We start from the raw sequence: 16675 nt of genomic DNA on the forward strand, positions 1-16675 counted from the left end.
CACTTTTTAGAAATTAAAACTTAAGCCAAGAATAAAAATTCGTGGGTTGGGATAAATGTTATTATCTATCCCATCATTCCCGAATTCAGGATCAAGTCCGTCATAATCTGTAACCACAAATGGGTTTTCAACAGTAAACGATACTCTGGCTCGCTGATTTTCTTTCCACAAACCAAGATCTTCGAAGGTATAACCAAGAGAAATATTATCCATTTTCAAAAAGGAAGCCTCCTGAATATAATAACTTGAACGATAACGTACATTTTCAAAATCGGTATATAATGCACTATTCAATCTGTTCTTTAGAAATCCTGATGGATCATAAGTCGTGTTATACGATTCTCTGTTTGATTGCACATTATTGTACGCATAATTACCCAAATGAGCCCTCAATGAAAAGTTGAAGTCCCAATTCTTGTAATTAAGTTGGGAAGATAATCCCATCGTAAAATCAGGAGCTGATTTTTCATAAGCAATTCTATCTTTCTCGGTAATAACTCCATCATCATTTTGATCTACATAGGCACCTTCAACAGGCTTTCCTTCCTCATCATAGACCTGCTCAAAAACATAGAATGAGCCAGCAGGATTTCCTACCTGGTGAATCAGGATATTATTACCTGTACCACCATCGATGCCACCATAGATAACACCCTCATAATCGGGGTCATCATTAACGGTCAGTTTTTTAATTTCGTTTTCGTTATAAGCTATATTATAGCTCAAGTTCCAACTTAAATCTTTACCGACAATAGGCCGACCAGTTACAGAAAATTCAAACCCTCTATTGGTCAATTCACCCACATTTGTCAACAATTGATTGCTAAAATTGGTTCCAGCCGGAATTGCTACCGTATTCAATAAGTCCTCTGTTTCCCTATAATAGTAATCCAAAGTACCACTGATTCTGTTATCAAGGAAACCATAATCTAAACCAATGTTATAGGTAGTCGTCTCTTCCCATTTCAGATTTTCATCAAAAGCAACAGGACGCAACAGCCGAACCATGGAATCACCAAAGAAGTAATTTGCTCCTGCGTTGCTATAATTGTATCTACCCATCCAGGGATAATCCCCCTGACCGAGGCTTTGCTGCCCTGTAATACCATAACTTAACCTTAATTTCAGATCAGAAAGTACATCAGAACCATCCAAAAATGATTCATTCGAAATTTTCCAGGCTAATGCTGCAGAAGGGAAAAGTCCCCACTGATTATCAGGGCTAAATCTTGAGGATCCATCATTACGCAAAGTAAATGTGAACAAATACTTTTGCATAAAATTATAGTTCAAACGCCCGAAAAATGAAATAACATAAGCCTCGGTTGAATAATCATCTCCATCCTTATAAAACTCTGCTCCTTCTTGTTGAGCCATCGCTTCAGAATAGGGATATTTATTATTCTCCTCTCTGTAGAATTTTTGCCATGAATAACCACCCATTACATCAAAATGATGATTATTTACCTTTTTATTATAATTCAAATAAAAATCCAACAAATAATTTCGCTTCAACTGATAATAATCTCTGTTTTCTCCCCATCCGGATTTATAAGTCCCCCAAACATAACTCATTGGTGAATTATCCTGAACAACTACATCTCCGTCACTCTCTGAAACATCATATCCAACATTAAGATTAGCCTTTAAGCCATCAAGTGCCAAGAATTCATAATCCAACTGGACATTACCAATACTTCTGTACACAGCTGATTCATCCTCCCGCTGATCCAAAACAGCGACGGGGTTCGCTAAACCAATATCAATAGGAGTTCCATCCTCTTTTAAAGACATATAGTATCCATTCCCAAAAGGAGAATCTGAGTAAACAGGTTGTGTGGGGTCAAATTGGGTCGCTGACCCGATAGCTCCCTGATCAGCAAAACTATTGGCATTGTAAACTCCCTTAACATTTAGTTTAACACTTAACCTGTCATTAAGAAACTTAGGACTCACATTAAGCGAACCTGTTGTACGCTCCATGTTTGATGTCTTCAAAATACCCTCTTCGCTGGTATAACCAACAGACACCCTATATGGTATGTTTTTGAAGTCTCCTGAAAAACTAATATTATGATCGGTACTTAGCGCAGTCTGAAATATTTGGTCCTGCCAGTCAGTGGAGGCATTTCCCAAGGCCTGTGCTTGTTCACTGTCACTCCCGTACAGATTGGTAACATATTGCCTGAAGTTCTCTGCATTCATAACATCGACAGTCCCCTTATCCGTGCTAACAGAAAAATTACCATCATAAGCTATCTTCATTTCTCCTTTACGCCCTTCCTTGGTGGTAATAATAATCACGCCATTAGAGGCTCTGGAACCATATATAGCAGTTGCAGAAGCATCTTTAAGAACAGTAAATGTGGCAATGTCATTCGGATGAATTGAACTTAAAGGATCTGACATACCGCTAACGCCAGAAGCATTATCTACAGGCACTCCATCAATAACAATCAATGGATCGTTTGTCGCAGACATTGACGATCCGCCACGAATCCGAATCATAGACCCAGCACCAGGGGCTCCTCCTGAACTAACTACGCTAACTCCGGCGATTTTCCCAGAAATCAGATCAGATGGCGATGTCGCCAACCCCCTGTTTAACTTTGAAGCATCGACTGCTGTGACAGAACCTGTTAAGTCTTCTTTCTTCACAGAACCATAACCAATTACCACAACCTCATCCAATCCGAGGGTTGCAGGTTCCAAAGCAACATCAATCTGATTTTGCCCTGCAACAGAAATCTCCTGAGAATTATATCCAATAAAAGAAAATGCAAGGATTGCATCTTCAGGTACTGATACATTATAAGTTCCATCTACCTGAGTGATGGTTCCCTGCTGAGTACCTTGTATTACTACAGTTACACCCGGCAACGGGTCACCGGTTTCGGCATCCGTTACCGTTCCTGTCACTGATACTTCCTGGGCAGAAGCGCTTATAAAAAAGCCAAGTCCCAAAAAGAGAAACAGGATTTTGTAAAAACTAAACTGTTTTTTCATAAAACCTTGATTTAAAATAAACTTGATTAAACATTTTTTTTGCAAAAGACCATTCATATAATAATTGGTCTCAATGTGTACCGGATTTTTTCTTAATGAATCAACCTCCTTCGAAAGCAAAAACCGGAGACATCGTTATGACTCAGGACAGGCTTTCGGGTTGTTATCATTTCTTAACAGAACAAATTTAGGAATAAAGCACCCCTTGTTAAACATTTGTTAACATCGATTCTCCCTTTTTACACAAAAATCGTCGAAAACGATACCGCAAACGTTTGCGGTATCGTTTGCAGAAAAACACACTGTTGTAAAACATGTTTTCAAATTTCCTGCAAACGTTTTCGATAAATTAAAACATCCCTCAAATCCATCAACCACAAGCGACAAGAGTAAAAAATGCCCTCCAATCTAATAAAAACTTCAAATTCCGGAGTTTTATTTATCCTAATCACACTAAAAGACCAATGCGTCTTTTTTGTCTATAAATAGCTCTTCATTGAAGAATTATAAATGACCTATAACAGTTGTCTTGCGGCAAAAATTCTATTTTTTTATATATATTTAGACGGATTTAAAAAAGTCAACAGGCAGGAACCATGACATATTATAATATATGAAGTCAAACCACGTTACATTAAAGGACATTGCCAGGATTCTGGAACTTTCGCCTTCAACGGTTTCAAGAGCGCTGAAAGATCATCCGGATATTAATGAAGAAACCAAAAAACTGGTAAAAACTTTTGCAGAAAAGGTCAATTACCGCCCCAATGCTTTGGCTTTAAGCCTCCGGCAACAAAAAACCAACACAATAGGGCTAATTATTCCGGAAATTGTCCACCACTTTTTTTCATCTGTTATCAGTGGAATTGAAGACATTGCTTACGGTGAAGGATACAATGTAATGATTTGTCAATCCAATGAAAATTATCAACGTGAGGTCATTGACACGCAGGCGCTCATTGATCACCGGGTGGATGGAATTCTGGTGTCGGTCAGCAAAACCACAAGAGATTTCAAACACCTCCAGAATGCCTATGACAACGGTATCCCAATGGTATTTTTTGATCGTATTGTAGAAGAAATAAAAACCGACAGAGTTATTACAGACGATTTCCTGGGGGCCAAAATAGCCACCAGTCACCTCATCGAAAAAGGTTGTAAAAACATATTACACCTGGCTGCACCACAGCATCTGGTAATTGGAAGCAGGCGAAAGGAAGGATACCTAAAGGCTTTAGAGGAGCATGGGATTGAAACAGATGAAGAATTAATTGTCAAGTGCGACACCCGCGAGTATGTTTTTAGTCTTCAACAACACTTAATGAAATTGATTGAAGAAAAACACATTGACGGCATCTTTGCGGTCAATGACAGCACAGCCATCGCCACCATGCAGGCCCTCCAGGCAGAAGGCATTAAAATACCGGAACAAATAAAAGTAATCGGCTTTGGTGATGGTCCAAATGCTGATATTGCCTACCCGCCTCTGAGTACCGTAGAACAAAAAGGGTATGAAACGGGACGTGAAGCCATGCGTCTTTTGCTTCAAAGACTTGAGAACCCAGGCATTGAAATCAATTTTTCAACCAAAGTACTTACGCCAACTTTAAAACAGCGAAATTCAACCTAACGTAACAATATCCACTTTCACCCCCCTACCAGGTTTCCGAAATCGTTTGCAAAAAACAAAAACAGCCCAAACAGAATTCCAGCAAAGCACACCGCAATCGTTTGAAATAAGTCATTTACAGGCATTTTGACTGATCTTTATTTCATCAAAACATAAAAATAATTGCAAATTAGTCCCTGATATTCCTACATTTGCATTGTACCGATTTTTTCTTTTACAAGAGAGGTAACATAACTCCTCTTCAACTTCCTTACGTAAGATAACTAAACAAGCAGGCTGTCTGCCACTGATTCTTGTTGGCTCTACCTGTTAAAAAAATGGTAAACCATCTTACCAATCATGCGTAACAGCAGCCCGTATTTGTAGTTGTTTATATACTTATCTTTTCTTTTCAAACAATCATTTAATGGAATTCTGATCATTCCGCAGAGAGGTTAATCCCCGGTGGGATTATCATTTTATTAATTTCCGGTGGTGGTAAGTACTTAGGCTCTCTATGCACAAAGACCTTTCAACACCACACTTAAGCAGTCTGAGACTGAAAAAACAACTGATAAAAAAGGAAAAAGCGAAACATGAAGAAGTTACCTCGATTATCAAAAGCCCAGATATGGAATATGAGCATTGGCTTTCTGGGGATCCAGTTTGGGTTTGCACTCCAAAATGCCAATGCCAGCCGCATTTTGCAGACCTTTGGTGCTGACATAGAGCACCTGGGATGGTTTTGGCTGGCAGCACCCATCACCGGAATGCTCATCCAACCTATTGTGGGTCATTACAGCGACAAAACCTGGACCAAACTGGGTCGCAGACGCCCCTATTTTCTCTTTGGAGCCATCTTTGCAGCTCTGGCACTGATATTCATGCCCAATGCGGAAATTCTGGCATCCATCATTCCCCCCATGTTTGTGGGAGCAGGAATGTTGATGATCATGGATGCTTCCATTAACATCTCCATGGAACCTTTCAGGGCACTGGTAGCCGACAAGTTACCTCTGGACCAGCGAACCATGGGTTTTTCGGTACAATCAACACTCATCGGTATTGGTGCAGTGGTAGGTTCCTGGATTACCTATGCACTGGCAGAATGGTTTAATATTTCAAAGACCGCTCCGGCCGGTAGTGTACCCGATAACGTTATTTTCTCCTTTTACATTGGAGCTGCCGTATTGATTGTAACCATTATCTGGACAATAGTAACCACCAGGGAATATTCTCCGAAAGAACTGGAGGAATATACCGGGGAGGATGCAGAAATCAACCCTGCAACTGAAGTCATAAAAAAAGAGAATGGCTTTGTGCAGATCATGAAAGATTTTGCTGCAATGCCCCGCACCATGAAACAGCTGGGAGTCGTTCAGTTCTTCTCATGGCTGGCACTTTTCGGGATGTGGGTTTATACCACACCGGCCATTGCCCAACATGTTTACAACCTGCCGGTAAGTGATACCAGCTCAGAGATGTACAACGATGCCGGAAACTGGGTCGGGGTGCTGTTCGGCGTTTACAACGGAGTGGCCGCCCTTTACGCACTTTTATTGCCCTTTATAGCCAAAGCAACCAGCCGTAAAACCACCCATGCCCTTTCACTCTTCATCGGTGCTGCAGCGCTCATCTCCATCTATTTTGTGAAAGACCCTGACATGCTTATAATTCCAATGATTGGTGTTGGAATAGCCTGGGCAAGTATTCTTTCAATGCCCTACGCAATCTTATCCGGAGCTCTACCGGCCAAAAAGATGGGAATATATATGGGCCTTTTTAACTTTTTCATCACCATTCCGCAAATTGTTAACGGATTGGCAAGTGGCCCCATATTGAAAAGCCTGTTCAATTCTCAGGCCATTTACGCATTAATTATTGCCGGTGTCAGCTTATTGATCGCAGCCGGTGCAGTCTATTTTGTTGAAGATAAAGAAAATTAAGCCATGATTAAAGCTTGTTTATTCGATTTGGACGGTGTGATTGTAGATACTGCACGCTATCATTTTATTGCCTGGAAAGCTCTTGCTGAAGAACTGGGATTTGAGTTTACAGAAAAAGACAATGAACGCTTAAAAGGCGTGAGCCGGATGAGATCGCTCGACATTCTTCTGGAGATAGGCAACATCGAGATGGAGCAAGAGAAGAAAGAAGAGCTGGCAACCCGGAAAAATGATCATTACCGCTCTTTTATCACTCAAATGAAACCGGATGAGATTCTGCCGGGAGCTACCGAATTCATCAAAGAACTCAAGGAGAACAATATAAAAATAGCCCTCGGATCAGCCAGTAAAAATGCCATGACCATACTGGATCGGTTGCAACTTACCGACTGGTTTGATGCTGTGGTGGACGGCACCAAAGTAAGCAAAGCCAAACCTGATCCTGAAGTATTTCTCAAAGGAGCTGAAGAGCTGAATGTCCTGCCCGGAGAATGCGTCGTATTTGAAGATGCAGAAGCAGGCGTGGAAGCAGCCCTTGCCGGAGGAATGAAATGTGTGGGCATAGGAACACCCGAAGTATTGGGCAAAGCTCACCTGGTAGTTTCCGGGTTACATGAGATGAACTTTGATAAATTATCAAAGCTCTAATTAGTTTCTGTCCATAAAGTACCACTTGCGTCGTTACGCTTGCCGCCAAAATACTCATTCACGATTAGTAAACTCCGTTTTTGGCGGCTTCGCAAGCCTTGCAATTGGCACTCTCTGACCAGAAACAGCTCTAAAAACAGAATTTGCTTAGTTTATGAACAGGCACTAATTAGCATATAATTGATTACCCCGCAAAAGCGAAAATCAATCAACATAAAGATGGATTTTTAAACAACACCGCTTTTGACAATCACTTAACAATAACGAAAATGAGACAATATTTGAAGCAGGATGAGTGGCGAATAATAGAAGAAGGCTTCAGTCCTGACCACCATAAAGCATCCGAAAGTATTTTCAGCCTTGGAAACGGCCAGATGGGACAGCGTGCAAACTTTGAGGAAGCATGGAGCGGTCCCACTCTTCAGGGCAGCTATGTTGCCGGTGTCTATTATCCGGATAAAACCCGTGTGGGCTGGTGGAAAAACGGATACCCCGAATACTTTGCCAAAGTATTAAACTCCCCCAACTGGATTGGTATTGATGTAAATATCGACGGAGAAACATTAGACTTATTTAAAGCTGCCGATGTAGAGAAATTCCAACGAGTTCTGGATATGAAATCCGGAGTTCTAAGTCGTTCTTTTGATGTCACACTCAATAACGGTAATAAACTCTCTGTAAAAACAGAAAGATTCCTGAGTATGACACGCAATGAAACTGGTGTCATCAGATATTCTGTAACTCCGGAAAAAGATTGTAAAATCATCTTTTCGCCATACATTGACGGAGATGTGGAGAATGAGGACAGCAATTACGACGAAAAATTCTGGAATATCCTGGAAACAGATGTCGATGAAGGCAAGGCGTCTCTTCTTTCACAGACCAAAAAATCTGATTTCCAGGTAGCCTTTGCCATGGAGACGGAAATTTCCGGAACTGACAACTTCGACATTCAGACGGTGAAAAACGAAACCTTCGCAGGTAACCACATCACCATAAAAGCTGACAGAAACCAAACAATTACCCTTATCAAATATGTAGGTGTTTGCAGTTCGCTCAATCACAAACCTGACGAATTGACCGGTGCCGCAAAGAAACAAGCCTCTGAAGCCAGATTGCTTGGATTCAAAACTCTGTTGGAAGAACAAAAACAACACTGGGAAAACATCTGGAACCTGGGAGACATTAAAATCAAAGGGGATGTTGCAGCACAGCAGGGGATTCGTTTCAACATTTTTCATCTGAACCAAACTTACACCGGGGAAGATGAGCGATTAAATGTAGGGCCTAAAGGTTTTACCGGTGAAAAATACGGCGGGACAACTTACTGGGATACGGAAGCTTACGGAATCCCGTTTTTCCTGATGACCGCACCTCAAAAGGTTGTTCGCAACCTTTTGGTTTACCGTTACAAACACCTCCAAAAAGCTATTGAAAATGCGGAGAAACTCGGATTCACAAATGGTGCTGCCCTCTACCCTATGGTTACCATCAACGGGGAAGAGTGCCACAACGAGTGGGAAATCACTTTTGAGGAGATTCACCGCAATGGAGCTATCGCATTTGCCATTTACAACTATATCCGACACACAGGAGATATCAAATACCTGTCAGAATATGGATTGGAAGTATTGGTAGGCATTGCCCGCTTTTGGAGCCAGCGTGCCACCTTCTCGCACGATAAAAAGAAATTTGTAATACTGGGCGTAACCGGGCCCAATGAATACGAAAACAATGTCAATAACAACTGGTTCACCAACAAAATAGCACAGTGGTGTCTCACTTATGCGCGTGAAGCCATTGACATTGTCCGTAAAAACTATCCCGAACGATTTGAAGAAATCGCAGAAAAAGTAAACCTCGATACCTCCACTGAAACCAGTGTGTGGAAATCTGTGGCTACCAACCTGCACCTTCCCTACAGCAAAGATCAGGAGGTTTTTCTTCAGCAGGACGGATATCTGGATAAGGAACAGATTACCGCCGATGAATTAAGTCCTTCTGTTCGCCCGATCAACCAGCATTGGTCATGGGATCGCATCCTTCGCTCCTGCTTTATTAAACAGGCCGATACGCTTCAGGGGATTTATCTGTTCGAGGAAGAATTCGATACTGAAACAATTCGCAGGAACTTTGCGTTCTATGAACCACGTACCGTCCACGAATCATCCCTTTCCCCATGTGTTCATAATATTCTGGCTGCCCGTATCGGCAACCTGGACAAAGCATACGAAATGTACCTGAGAACCAGCCGTCTGGACATCGACGACTACAACAGAGAAGTACATGAAGGCCTGCACATTACCAGTATGGCAGGAACCTGGATGTCCATCGTTGAAGGATTCGGAGGTAAGCGGGTTTACAAAGACGGCAAATTAAGACTCTCGCCAATCATTCCCCATCAATGGAAAGAGTATGCTTTCAATATCCGTTTTCACGAAAAGAATCTTGAGGTGAAAGTAACTCGGGATGAAGTGGAAATTTGCTCGCATGCTGATGAGAAAATTTCACTGATCGTTTACGGAAAAGAGATTTCTCTGGCCCCCGGAAAATCAATCAAAGAACCAATAAATGTAAATTATCATGCTTAATAAAAGTAGAATAACTACCCTTCTTTTCGCCATTCTTATTCTGGCCGGATCCATTCCTGCTATGGCGAAATCAGAAGTTAAAGAACGTCTTGAACCTTCATCCTGGTGGATCGGGTTCAAAAATCCTGTTGTACAGTTGATGGCTTACAGCGAAGATATTGCTCAACTTCGCCCGGAGATTGATTACGAAGGAGTTTCAATTGAACGTATCATCGCAGTAGAAAACCCCAACTATCTGTTTATCGATATGCTGATTGAGGATGATGCAAAACCAGGTAAAGTGGAAATTAATTTCTCCGATGGCAAAAAAATCAGAAAAACAATGGTGCTGGAGTTAAACGAACGGGAAGATGGTTCAGCCCATCGCCAGGGTTTTACCAGTTCCGATGCCGTTTACCTGCTGATGCCCGACCGCTTTGCCAATGGCAACCCTGACAACGATAACATTCCGGGAATGCGAGAAAAAGCGGACCGCGAGGCACCTTATGGTCGTCACGGAGGCGATCTACAGGGAATCATGAATCACCTGGATTACATTGCTGATATGGGCTTTACTGCCATCTGGCTTAATCCTGTGCTGGAAAATGACCAACCCGAATCTTCTTACCATGGATATGCCACTACAAACTATTACAAAATAGACCCGCGGTACGGAACCAATGAGGAATACCGCCAACTGGTTGAAAAGGCCAACGAAAAAGGACTCAAAGTCATCAAAGACATGATTTTCAATCACTGTGGAAGCAAACACTGGTGGATGGAAGATCTGCCATCGGACGACTGGATCAACTACGATAGTTTTGTGAGATCAAACTACAGATTGTCAACCATTTCTGACCCCAATGCCTCGCAAGCCGACATTAAGTTAGCTACAGAAGGATGGTTCGACACCTCCATGCCCGATCTGAATCTGAGAAACGATTTAATGCTTAATTACCTCATTCAAAACAGCATTTGGTGGATTGAATATGCCGGGCTGCAGGGAATCCGTCAGGATACCTATCCTTACCCCGACAAACATGGAATGGCGAAGTGGAACAAACGCATCAACCTGGAATATCCCAATTTCAATATTGTGGGAGAAGCATGGATTGGGGAGGCTGCAAAACTTTGCTACTGGCAAAAAGATTTCCCAAACAGTGATGGTTTTAACTCCCACCTCAAAAGCATCATGGACTTCCCGCTGATGGATGCCATGCATGTGGCCTTCAATGAAAAAGGAGGAGGCTGGAGTGATGGTCTTATGCGACTGTACGATGTATTGGCCAACGATCATCTTTACCCGGACATCAACAATCTGATGGTATTCCCTGAAAACCATGACGTAGGACGCATTTACAATGTTCTAAACAACGATCTCAGAAGTCTCAAGATGGTCACAGCCTTCTTTGCCACCGTTCGGGGAATTCCACAATGGTACTATGGTACCGAGTTGCTTATGGACGGAAACGGATACGAAGGGCACGCACATATTCGCCATGATTTCCCTGGCGGATGGGATGGCGATGACGTGAATGCATTTACCCGAGAAGGACGTACGGATGAGCAAAATGAGATATTCGATTATCTGACCAAAATCCTTAACTATCGTAAAACCAGTGAAGCCATTCAACATGGTAAAACATTGCATTTTGTTCCGGAAAACAATGTATATGTCTATTTCAGGTATCTGGACGATCAGGCGGTAATGGTGTTGCTCAACAATTCCAATGACGAAAACCGCACAGTAAATGGGGAGCGGTTCGACGAAATCCTTTCAAAATATTCTAACGGAAAAGACATCATGACCGGTGAAGCAGTAACTTTTGAGAACTTCGAAGTGCCTTCCAAATCAGCAAGAATTATTGAATTAAATTAGTGTTTGTCTATAAAGTCCAACTTCTGCGTTGTTGCTCAAAATCTAAATATTCATCCCGATTGTGCTTTTTGTTGGTTTTTTGTTTAAAAAACCTTACAAAAGCTACTTCGGGACTGCAGTTTAGATTTTTCACACGCCTTGAATTTGAACTTTCTATCTCAAACACGTGAAAAATGCTTAGTTTATGGACTGGCACGAATTAACCCGGTTTATTCATTAGCCACATTTAATATCTGTTCCGTGAAAGTCTGCAACAGGAAGTCTAATAAGCCTTTCTGTTGCTTTCACAAAACATTTTCCGGTTGTTTTTTCCGGTTTTTTATTAAATCCCTGTAATTATGAATGTGGGGCCTCGCTTTCATCCAAAACGATGCCACCACATTCATAATATTTAACCTGCCTTGTACATAAGACAGGTAAGATGTAAACAAACTGAAAACTGAAAGCCTGAGAGGGGCCGTTGCCCCAGACTATTGCTTAAAGACCTTCGGCCTTTTAAAAACACAACAATTACAAAAATGCGAAATATGCGAAATATGCGAAATTTAAAAACCATCAGCCTTTTATTGGCAGTTCTGTTTCTGATATCTTCCTGCCAGACCGCCTCCCAGAAAGATGCCTCGAAGGAAGCGTCAAGTGAATACACCAGCAACAGTCCCCTGCCTGAGTGGACCAAAGATGCAGTCATTTACGAGGTAAACATTCGTCAATATACCGAAGAAGGAACCTTCAATGCATTTGCAGAACATCTTCCCCGATTGAAAGAACTCGGTGTGGATATTCTCTGGCTGATGCCGGTTCATCCCATCGGAGAAAAAAACAGAAAAGGCACCCTGGGTTCTTATTATTCAATCAAAAACTACAAAGCCATCAATCCGGAATTCGGAACCATGGAAGATTTTAAAGCCCTTGTGGATAAAGCACATGAAATGGACATGCACCTGATTCTCGACTGGGTAGCCAACCATACTGCCTGGGATCATCCGTGGACGGAGACCAACCCTGAGTGGTACCTGCAAAATGAAGAGGGTGAAATCATTGCTCCTGTAGAGGACTGGACAGATGTGGCAGGTTTAAACTACGACAATAAAGAGATGCGCCAGGCCATGACTGATGCCCTCACATTCTGGGTAAAAGAGGCCAATATTGACGGCTATCGTTGCGATGTGGCCGGAATGGTACCGGTAGATTTCTGGGAGGATGCACGAACTGCTATCGAGGCAGTGAAGCCGGTGTGGATGCTTGCCGAAGATGAGGAAGAGATTTCATTACTTGAAAATGCATTCAATGCCAACTACGGATGGTCTTTCCATCACATCATGAATAAAGTGGCCCAAAACGAACAAAATGCCACACACCTAGCTGAATATTTCCAAAAAATTGATTCGCTGTATCCTGAAGGTTCATGGCCTATGCAGTTTACCACAAATCACGACGAGAACAGCTGGAACGGCACGGTTTGGGAACGGATGGGGGATGCCGCCAAAACCATGGCTGCCCTTACGTTTGTAGTGGAAGGAATGCCCCTGATTTATTCAGGCCAGGAAGTCGGTCTCAATAAAAAACTCGAATTTTTTGAAAAAGATCAGATTGACTGGACCGGTGGAGAGGAAATGACTGAATTCTACCAGACCCTTACCCAACTAAAAACCGACAATCCCGCCTTATGGAATGGAGAATTTGGGGGTGATCTGAAAATCATTGAAACCAATGATACCGAATCACTATTCTGTTTCTCCAGACAAAAAGGGGGAAACACTGTCGTAGCACTTTTCAACTTTTCGGAAAGTTCAATCTCTGCATTCGTGGAAAACGGACCCGAAGGAACCTTTACCGAATATTTCAACGGTGAAGAAACAACTCTCCCAATCAACGGACTGTTGCTTCAACCCCGGGAATTCAAAATATTTGTAAAATAACGATTGACCTTAACCGACCAATCATAGACTTTACTGCATTGCATCTGCAATGACGAGATGAATTATTAATTCACACAAAAGGGTTGATCTTCGGCATTACCGTAGATCAGCCCTTTTTTCAAATCAGTAATTTGAATTTATTGAGAACAGAGTATTCAGGCCCATCAGGGGTTAATTCACTTTTGTATAACCCTACCTCATTCACCCGGACCTTGTCCCACAGGGTTTCTCCTTGCCGTTTAACTTCCTCAATCAATCTTACTGGACGCTTAAGCTTTCTTATTCGGGCCAGCGTAAGATGAGGGGAAAATGGTTTTGGACTCTCCGGGATGCCCGTTTCCAGGCAAATATCTTCTGCTATTTTATTCAATTCATCCAGCCAGTCAGACCTTTCTACTCCTGCCCACAAAACTTTGGGTGACTGCAATGAACCAAAGAATCCGGCACCTTTAACGACCAATTGCTCCCCCGCTTTTTGGTTGAAACCATTTCTTAACTTTCCTGCAAGTTCCGGGATGGAGGAAACAGAAAAACTTCCGATAAATTTCAGGGTGATGTGCCATTGATCAGGCCGGGTCCATCTCAACTGATCGTCGTACCCCAACTGCCGAAGAGTAATCATCCATTCGTTTAACAAAGAGATTTTCCCCAATCCGACTCCCAGAAAAATCCTGATTTTTTCCATAACAAATGACTTTGCATATAGAACCAAAAAATTTTAAATTAGTCTTTTCCAATAATCACCAAAATAGAGAAAATAATGTCTGAAAGAAAGAGAATTGCAGTAATACTGTCAGGATGCGGAGTATTTGATGGCGCAGAAATACATGAATCCGTTTTTACGCTTTGGGCCATTGAAAAAGCCGGTGCCGAATATGAGATTTTCGCCCCCGATGTGCAACAACACCATGTGATTAATCATATATCGGGTGACGAAATGGCTGAAAAACGCAATGTATTGATTGAGTCTGCAAGAATTGCACGAGGTAATATTAAGCCGCTGAGTAGGTTCAATGCTGCAGACTTTGATGCGCTTATGTTTCCGGGTGGATTTGGAGCAGCTAAGAACCTGAGTTCTTTTGCTTTTGACGGGCCTGATTGCACCGTAAACAAAGATGTTGAAAAAGCAATCATAGACATCCACAAGGGGGGAAAGCCCATTGGAGCTTTGTGTATTTCCCCGGTGATACTGGCAAAAATATTCGGAAATGCAAAAATGACCATTGGTTCTGAGCAGGGCACTGCTGAAGCGATACAGGCCATGGGAGCCACACATGTAAATACCACACATGGCGAAGTGGTTACTGACGAAAACCTTAAAATTGCCACCACTCCCTGCTATATGCTGGATGCGAAAATCACTCAGATTGCCGAAGGAGCAGAAAATGTGGTAAACGCAGTATTTAAAATGATGGATTAATTAACTTATAAATGAATAGCCGGGTGTTTTACTGCCTTCTTACTTTTAAACTTCAAACGAAATCATAGCATAAAACCACTACAACATCCCGTTGTCAATCATAATTATGATGTGCTCAATCATCCGGTCTTCTCTTTCACCGTCGTATTCGTCCTTCAAGTTTGAACCAAACAGCCGGGCTACCGATTGCCAAAAGAAAGCTGAAAACCCTCCTTTATATTCCTTTATCAGATTGTAACTGGTATCTCCGGTTTCCCGGTCGATCAGTTTAATGAGCATACGTCCCTGAGAAAAAGTAAGTTTCCGCAAGGGTTTTTCAAATTCGTTGAACAACTCTTTCTCGGCTTCTTTCAAAAATTCCTTGCGTTCTTTTTCACGCTCAATCTGCCCCAGTTCCGCATTTATTGAATTCAATTTATGTGCAGCTGCTCTTGCATAAGGAAGAGCAACTTTTATATTTTTCACAAAACGGTTATAGGTCTTGCGCTCACGCTTATTCCTAAATTTCCAGTCGGGAACAACTTTAACTTCTCGCAGTACAATGTGCGGAATGGTATCACCCTGTACAACCTTAGATTCAAGAAGATACACCTCATTACCGGCCATCTCTTCCGTCCGCACATTCTGGGCAGATACGGAAGCAGCAAGCACCAATAAAAGAGCTGTCAAAACCATATATCTTCTCATAACAATCATCTGTTCAATCCTCTTTACACAAAGTATCTGCAAAAAGCTTACCTAACCGGTTTTATTCAGAAAATATTCAATTCAAATGCCGGCCTCCTCCCTGAGCCATTTGATTTCATCGGGCCAGCGCTCTGGGTCCGGAGTTTCCAAGATTATCGGAAGTTCATTAAACCGATCGTCTTTCATCATTCGTTCAAATGTTTTTTTGGTCATATAACCGTCTCCAAGACTCGCATGACGATCCACCTTGCTTCCCACATCCTTTTTGGCATCATTCAGATGCAAACCTTTCAGATATTTTAAACCCACCAACTCGTCAAATGTAGTCCAACTTTCCTCGTAACCATTGTCTGACAAAAAATCATAACCGCCGGCCCAACCATGACAGGTATCAATGCATACCCCAACGCGGGATTTATCATCCACCAACTCAATGATTCGTGCCAGATGCTCAAACCGATAACCCACATTGGAGCCCTGACCTGCAGTATTCTCAATTACTGCCGTCACTCCTTTTGTTTTGTCCAGAGCAATATTTACCGACTCGGCCACCCGCTGAAGACATTCATCCTCCGAAATTTTCTTAAGGTGGCTTCCCGGATGAAAATTCAGCAGTTCCAGTCCCAACTGCTCACATCGTTGCATCTCATCCAGAAAGGCTTCCCGCGACTTTTCAATGCCGGCTTTCTCCGGATGCCCGAGATTAATCAGATAACTGTCATGTGGTAAAATATAACGGGGCGAAAATCCCAGTTCTTTACAATTCTTTTTAAACTTACTGATGTTCTCCTCTGTAAGTGGTTTGGATTTCCACTGACGCTGATTCTTAGTGAACAATGCAAAGGCAGTGGCCCCTATTTCGGCTGCATTAACCGGAGCATTCTCTACTCCTCCGGCTGCACTCACATGAGCTCCGATAAACTTTTTAGTCATTTCAATTCCTTTTAGAAAGTTATAATAATTTACACTTGGTCCGCAATAGATTTATCTT

The 16675-nt window shown here is 42.1% G+C and carries 11 protein-coding genes; 7 read left to right on the forward strand and 4 right to left on the reverse strand.

Annotated features, from left to right (window positions below; all coding sequences use genetic code 11):
• Positions 1–6: 6 nt before the first annotated feature.
• Positions 7–3006 (reverse strand): SusC/RagA family TonB-linked outer membrane protein, encoded by a 3000-nt coding sequence (locus W7W_RS0109535; protein ID WP_029510539.1) that lies wholly within the window; start codon positions 3004–3006, stop codon positions 7–9.
• 613 nt (positions 3007–3619) lie between these two features.
• Between W7W_RS0109535 and W7W_RS0109540 the strand changes: the two genes are divergently transcribed.
• The 6 genes from W7W_RS0109540 (at position 3620) to W7W_RS0109570 (ending at position 13577) form a co-directional block, all read left to right on the forward strand.
• Entirely contained in the window at positions 3620–4636 is a 1017-nt protein-coding gene (locus W7W_RS0109540) for a LacI family DNA-binding transcriptional regulator (protein WP_010663552.1), read from the forward strand.
• A 575-nt stretch (positions 4637–5211) separates the two neighbouring features.
• Positions 5212–6561 (forward strand): MFS transporter, encoded by a 1350-nt coding sequence (locus W7W_RS0109550; protein WP_029510541.1) that lies wholly within the window; start codon positions 5212–5214, stop codon positions 6559–6561.
• 3 nt (positions 6562–6564) lie between these two features.
• A complete protein-coding gene (gene pgmB / locus W7W_RS0109555; RefSeq protein ID WP_010663554.1) occupies positions 6565–7209 on the forward strand; it encodes a beta-phosphoglucomutase in 645 nt (214 codons plus the stop codon).
• A 269-nt stretch (positions 7210–7478) separates the two neighbouring features.
• Positions 7479–9800 carry a family 65 glycosyl hydrolase domain-containing protein gene (locus tag W7W_RS0109560; RefSeq protein ID WP_010663555.1) on the forward strand — a complete coding sequence of 774 codons (2322 nt, stop codon included), beginning with the start codon at positions 7479–7481 and terminating at the stop codon, positions 9798–9800.
• Positions 9793–11658 (forward strand): glycoside hydrolase family 13 protein, encoded by a 1866-nt coding sequence (locus W7W_RS0109565; protein WP_010663556.1) that lies wholly within the window; start codon positions 9793–9795, stop codon positions 11656–11658. Before W7W_RS0109560 ends, W7W_RS0109565 begins: the two co-directional genes overlap by 8 nt.
• A 536-nt stretch (positions 11659–12194) precedes the next feature.
• On the forward strand, positions 12195–13577 hold the full coding sequence (locus W7W_RS0109570; RefSeq protein ID WP_029510543.1) for an alpha-amylase family glycosyl hydrolase: 1383 nt from the start codon (positions 12195–12197) through the stop codon (positions 13575–13577).
• A 118-nt stretch (positions 13578–13695) separates the two neighbouring features.
• Here the strand turns inward: W7W_RS0109570 and thpR are convergent, their stop codons facing one another.
• Positions 13696–14262, reverse strand: coding sequence for an RNA 2',3'-cyclic phosphodiesterase (thpR, locus tag W7W_RS0109575; protein WP_010663558.1), 567 nt, complete (start codon positions 14260–14262; stop codon positions 13696–13698).
• A gap of 75 nt (positions 14263–14337) precedes the next feature.
• On the opposite strand from thpR, the gene elbB reads away from it, so the two are divergent.
• Complete coding sequence (gene elbB / locus W7W_RS0109580; protein ID WP_010663559.1) at positions 14338–14997, forward strand: isoprenoid biosynthesis glyoxalase ElbB; 660 nt, start codon at positions 14338–14340, stop codon at positions 14995–14997.
• A 78-nt stretch (positions 14998–15075) separates the two neighbouring features.
• Here elbB and W7W_RS0109585 read toward each other — a convergent pair whose 3' ends face one another.
• Together W7W_RS0109585 and nfo are read right to left on the reverse strand one after the other, a co-directional pair.
• On the reverse strand, positions 15076–15684 hold the full coding sequence (locus tag W7W_RS0109585; protein WP_234408966.1) for a DUF4294 domain-containing protein: 609 nt from the start codon (positions 15682–15684) through the stop codon (positions 15076–15078).
• Positions 15685–15765: 81 nt separating this feature from the next.
• Positions 15766–16617 carry a deoxyribonuclease IV gene (gene nfo / locus W7W_RS0109590; protein ID WP_010663561.1) on the reverse strand — a complete coding sequence of 284 codons (852 nt, stop codon included), beginning with the start codon at positions 16615–16617 and terminating at the stop codon, positions 15766–15768.
• Between the last annotated feature and the right edge of the window lie 58 nt (positions 16618–16675).

Origin of the sequence: Marinilabilia salmonicolor JCM 21150 (genome assembly GCF_000259075.1) — a bacterium.
GTDB classification, from domain to species: domain Bacteria; phylum Bacteroidota; class Bacteroidia; order Bacteroidales; family Marinilabiliaceae; genus Marinilabilia; species Marinilabilia salmonicolor.

Bases quoted from the DNA above. Each gene is read 5' to 3' on its own strand.
- W7W_RS0109535 (WP_029510539.1), bottom strand. From the start codon at position 3,006: ATGAAAAAACAGTTTAGTTTTTACAAAATCCTGTTTCTCTTTTTGGGA.
- W7W_RS0109540 (WP_010663552.1), top strand. From the start codon at position 3,620: ATGAAGTCAAACCACGTTACATTAAAGGACATTGCCAGGATTCTGGAA.
- W7W_RS0109550 (WP_029510541.1), top strand. From the start codon at position 5,212: ATGAAGAAGTTACCTCGATTATCAAAAGCCCAGATATGGAATATGAGC.
- pgmB (WP_010663554.1), top strand. From the start codon at position 6,565: ATGATTAAAGCTTGTTTATTCGATTTGGACGGTGTGATTGTAGATACT.
- W7W_RS0109560 (WP_010663555.1), top strand. From the start codon at position 7,479: ATGAGACAATATTTGAAGCAGGATGAGTGGCGAATAATAGAAGAAGGC.
- W7W_RS0109565 (WP_010663556.1), top strand. From the start codon at position 9,793: ATGCTTAATAAAAGTAGAATAACTACCCTTCTTTTCGCCATTCTTATT.
- W7W_RS0109570 (WP_029510543.1), top strand. From the start codon at position 12,195: ATGCGAAATTTAAAAACCATCAGCCTTTTATTGGCAGTTCTGTTTCTG.
- thpR (WP_010663558.1), bottom strand. From the start codon at position 14,262: ATGGAAAAAATCAGGATTTTTCTGGGAGTCGGATTGGGGAAAATCTCT.
- elbB (WP_010663559.1), top strand. From the start codon at position 14,338: ATGTCTGAAAGAAAGAGAATTGCAGTAATACTGTCAGGATGCGGAGTA.
- W7W_RS0109585 (WP_234408966.1), bottom strand. From the start codon at position 15,684: ATGAGAAGATATATGGTTTTGACAGCTCTTTTATTGGTGCTTGCTGCT.
- nfo (WP_010663561.1), bottom strand. From the start codon at position 16,617: ATGACTAAAAAGTTTATCGGAGCTCATGTGAGTGCAGCCGGAGGAGTA.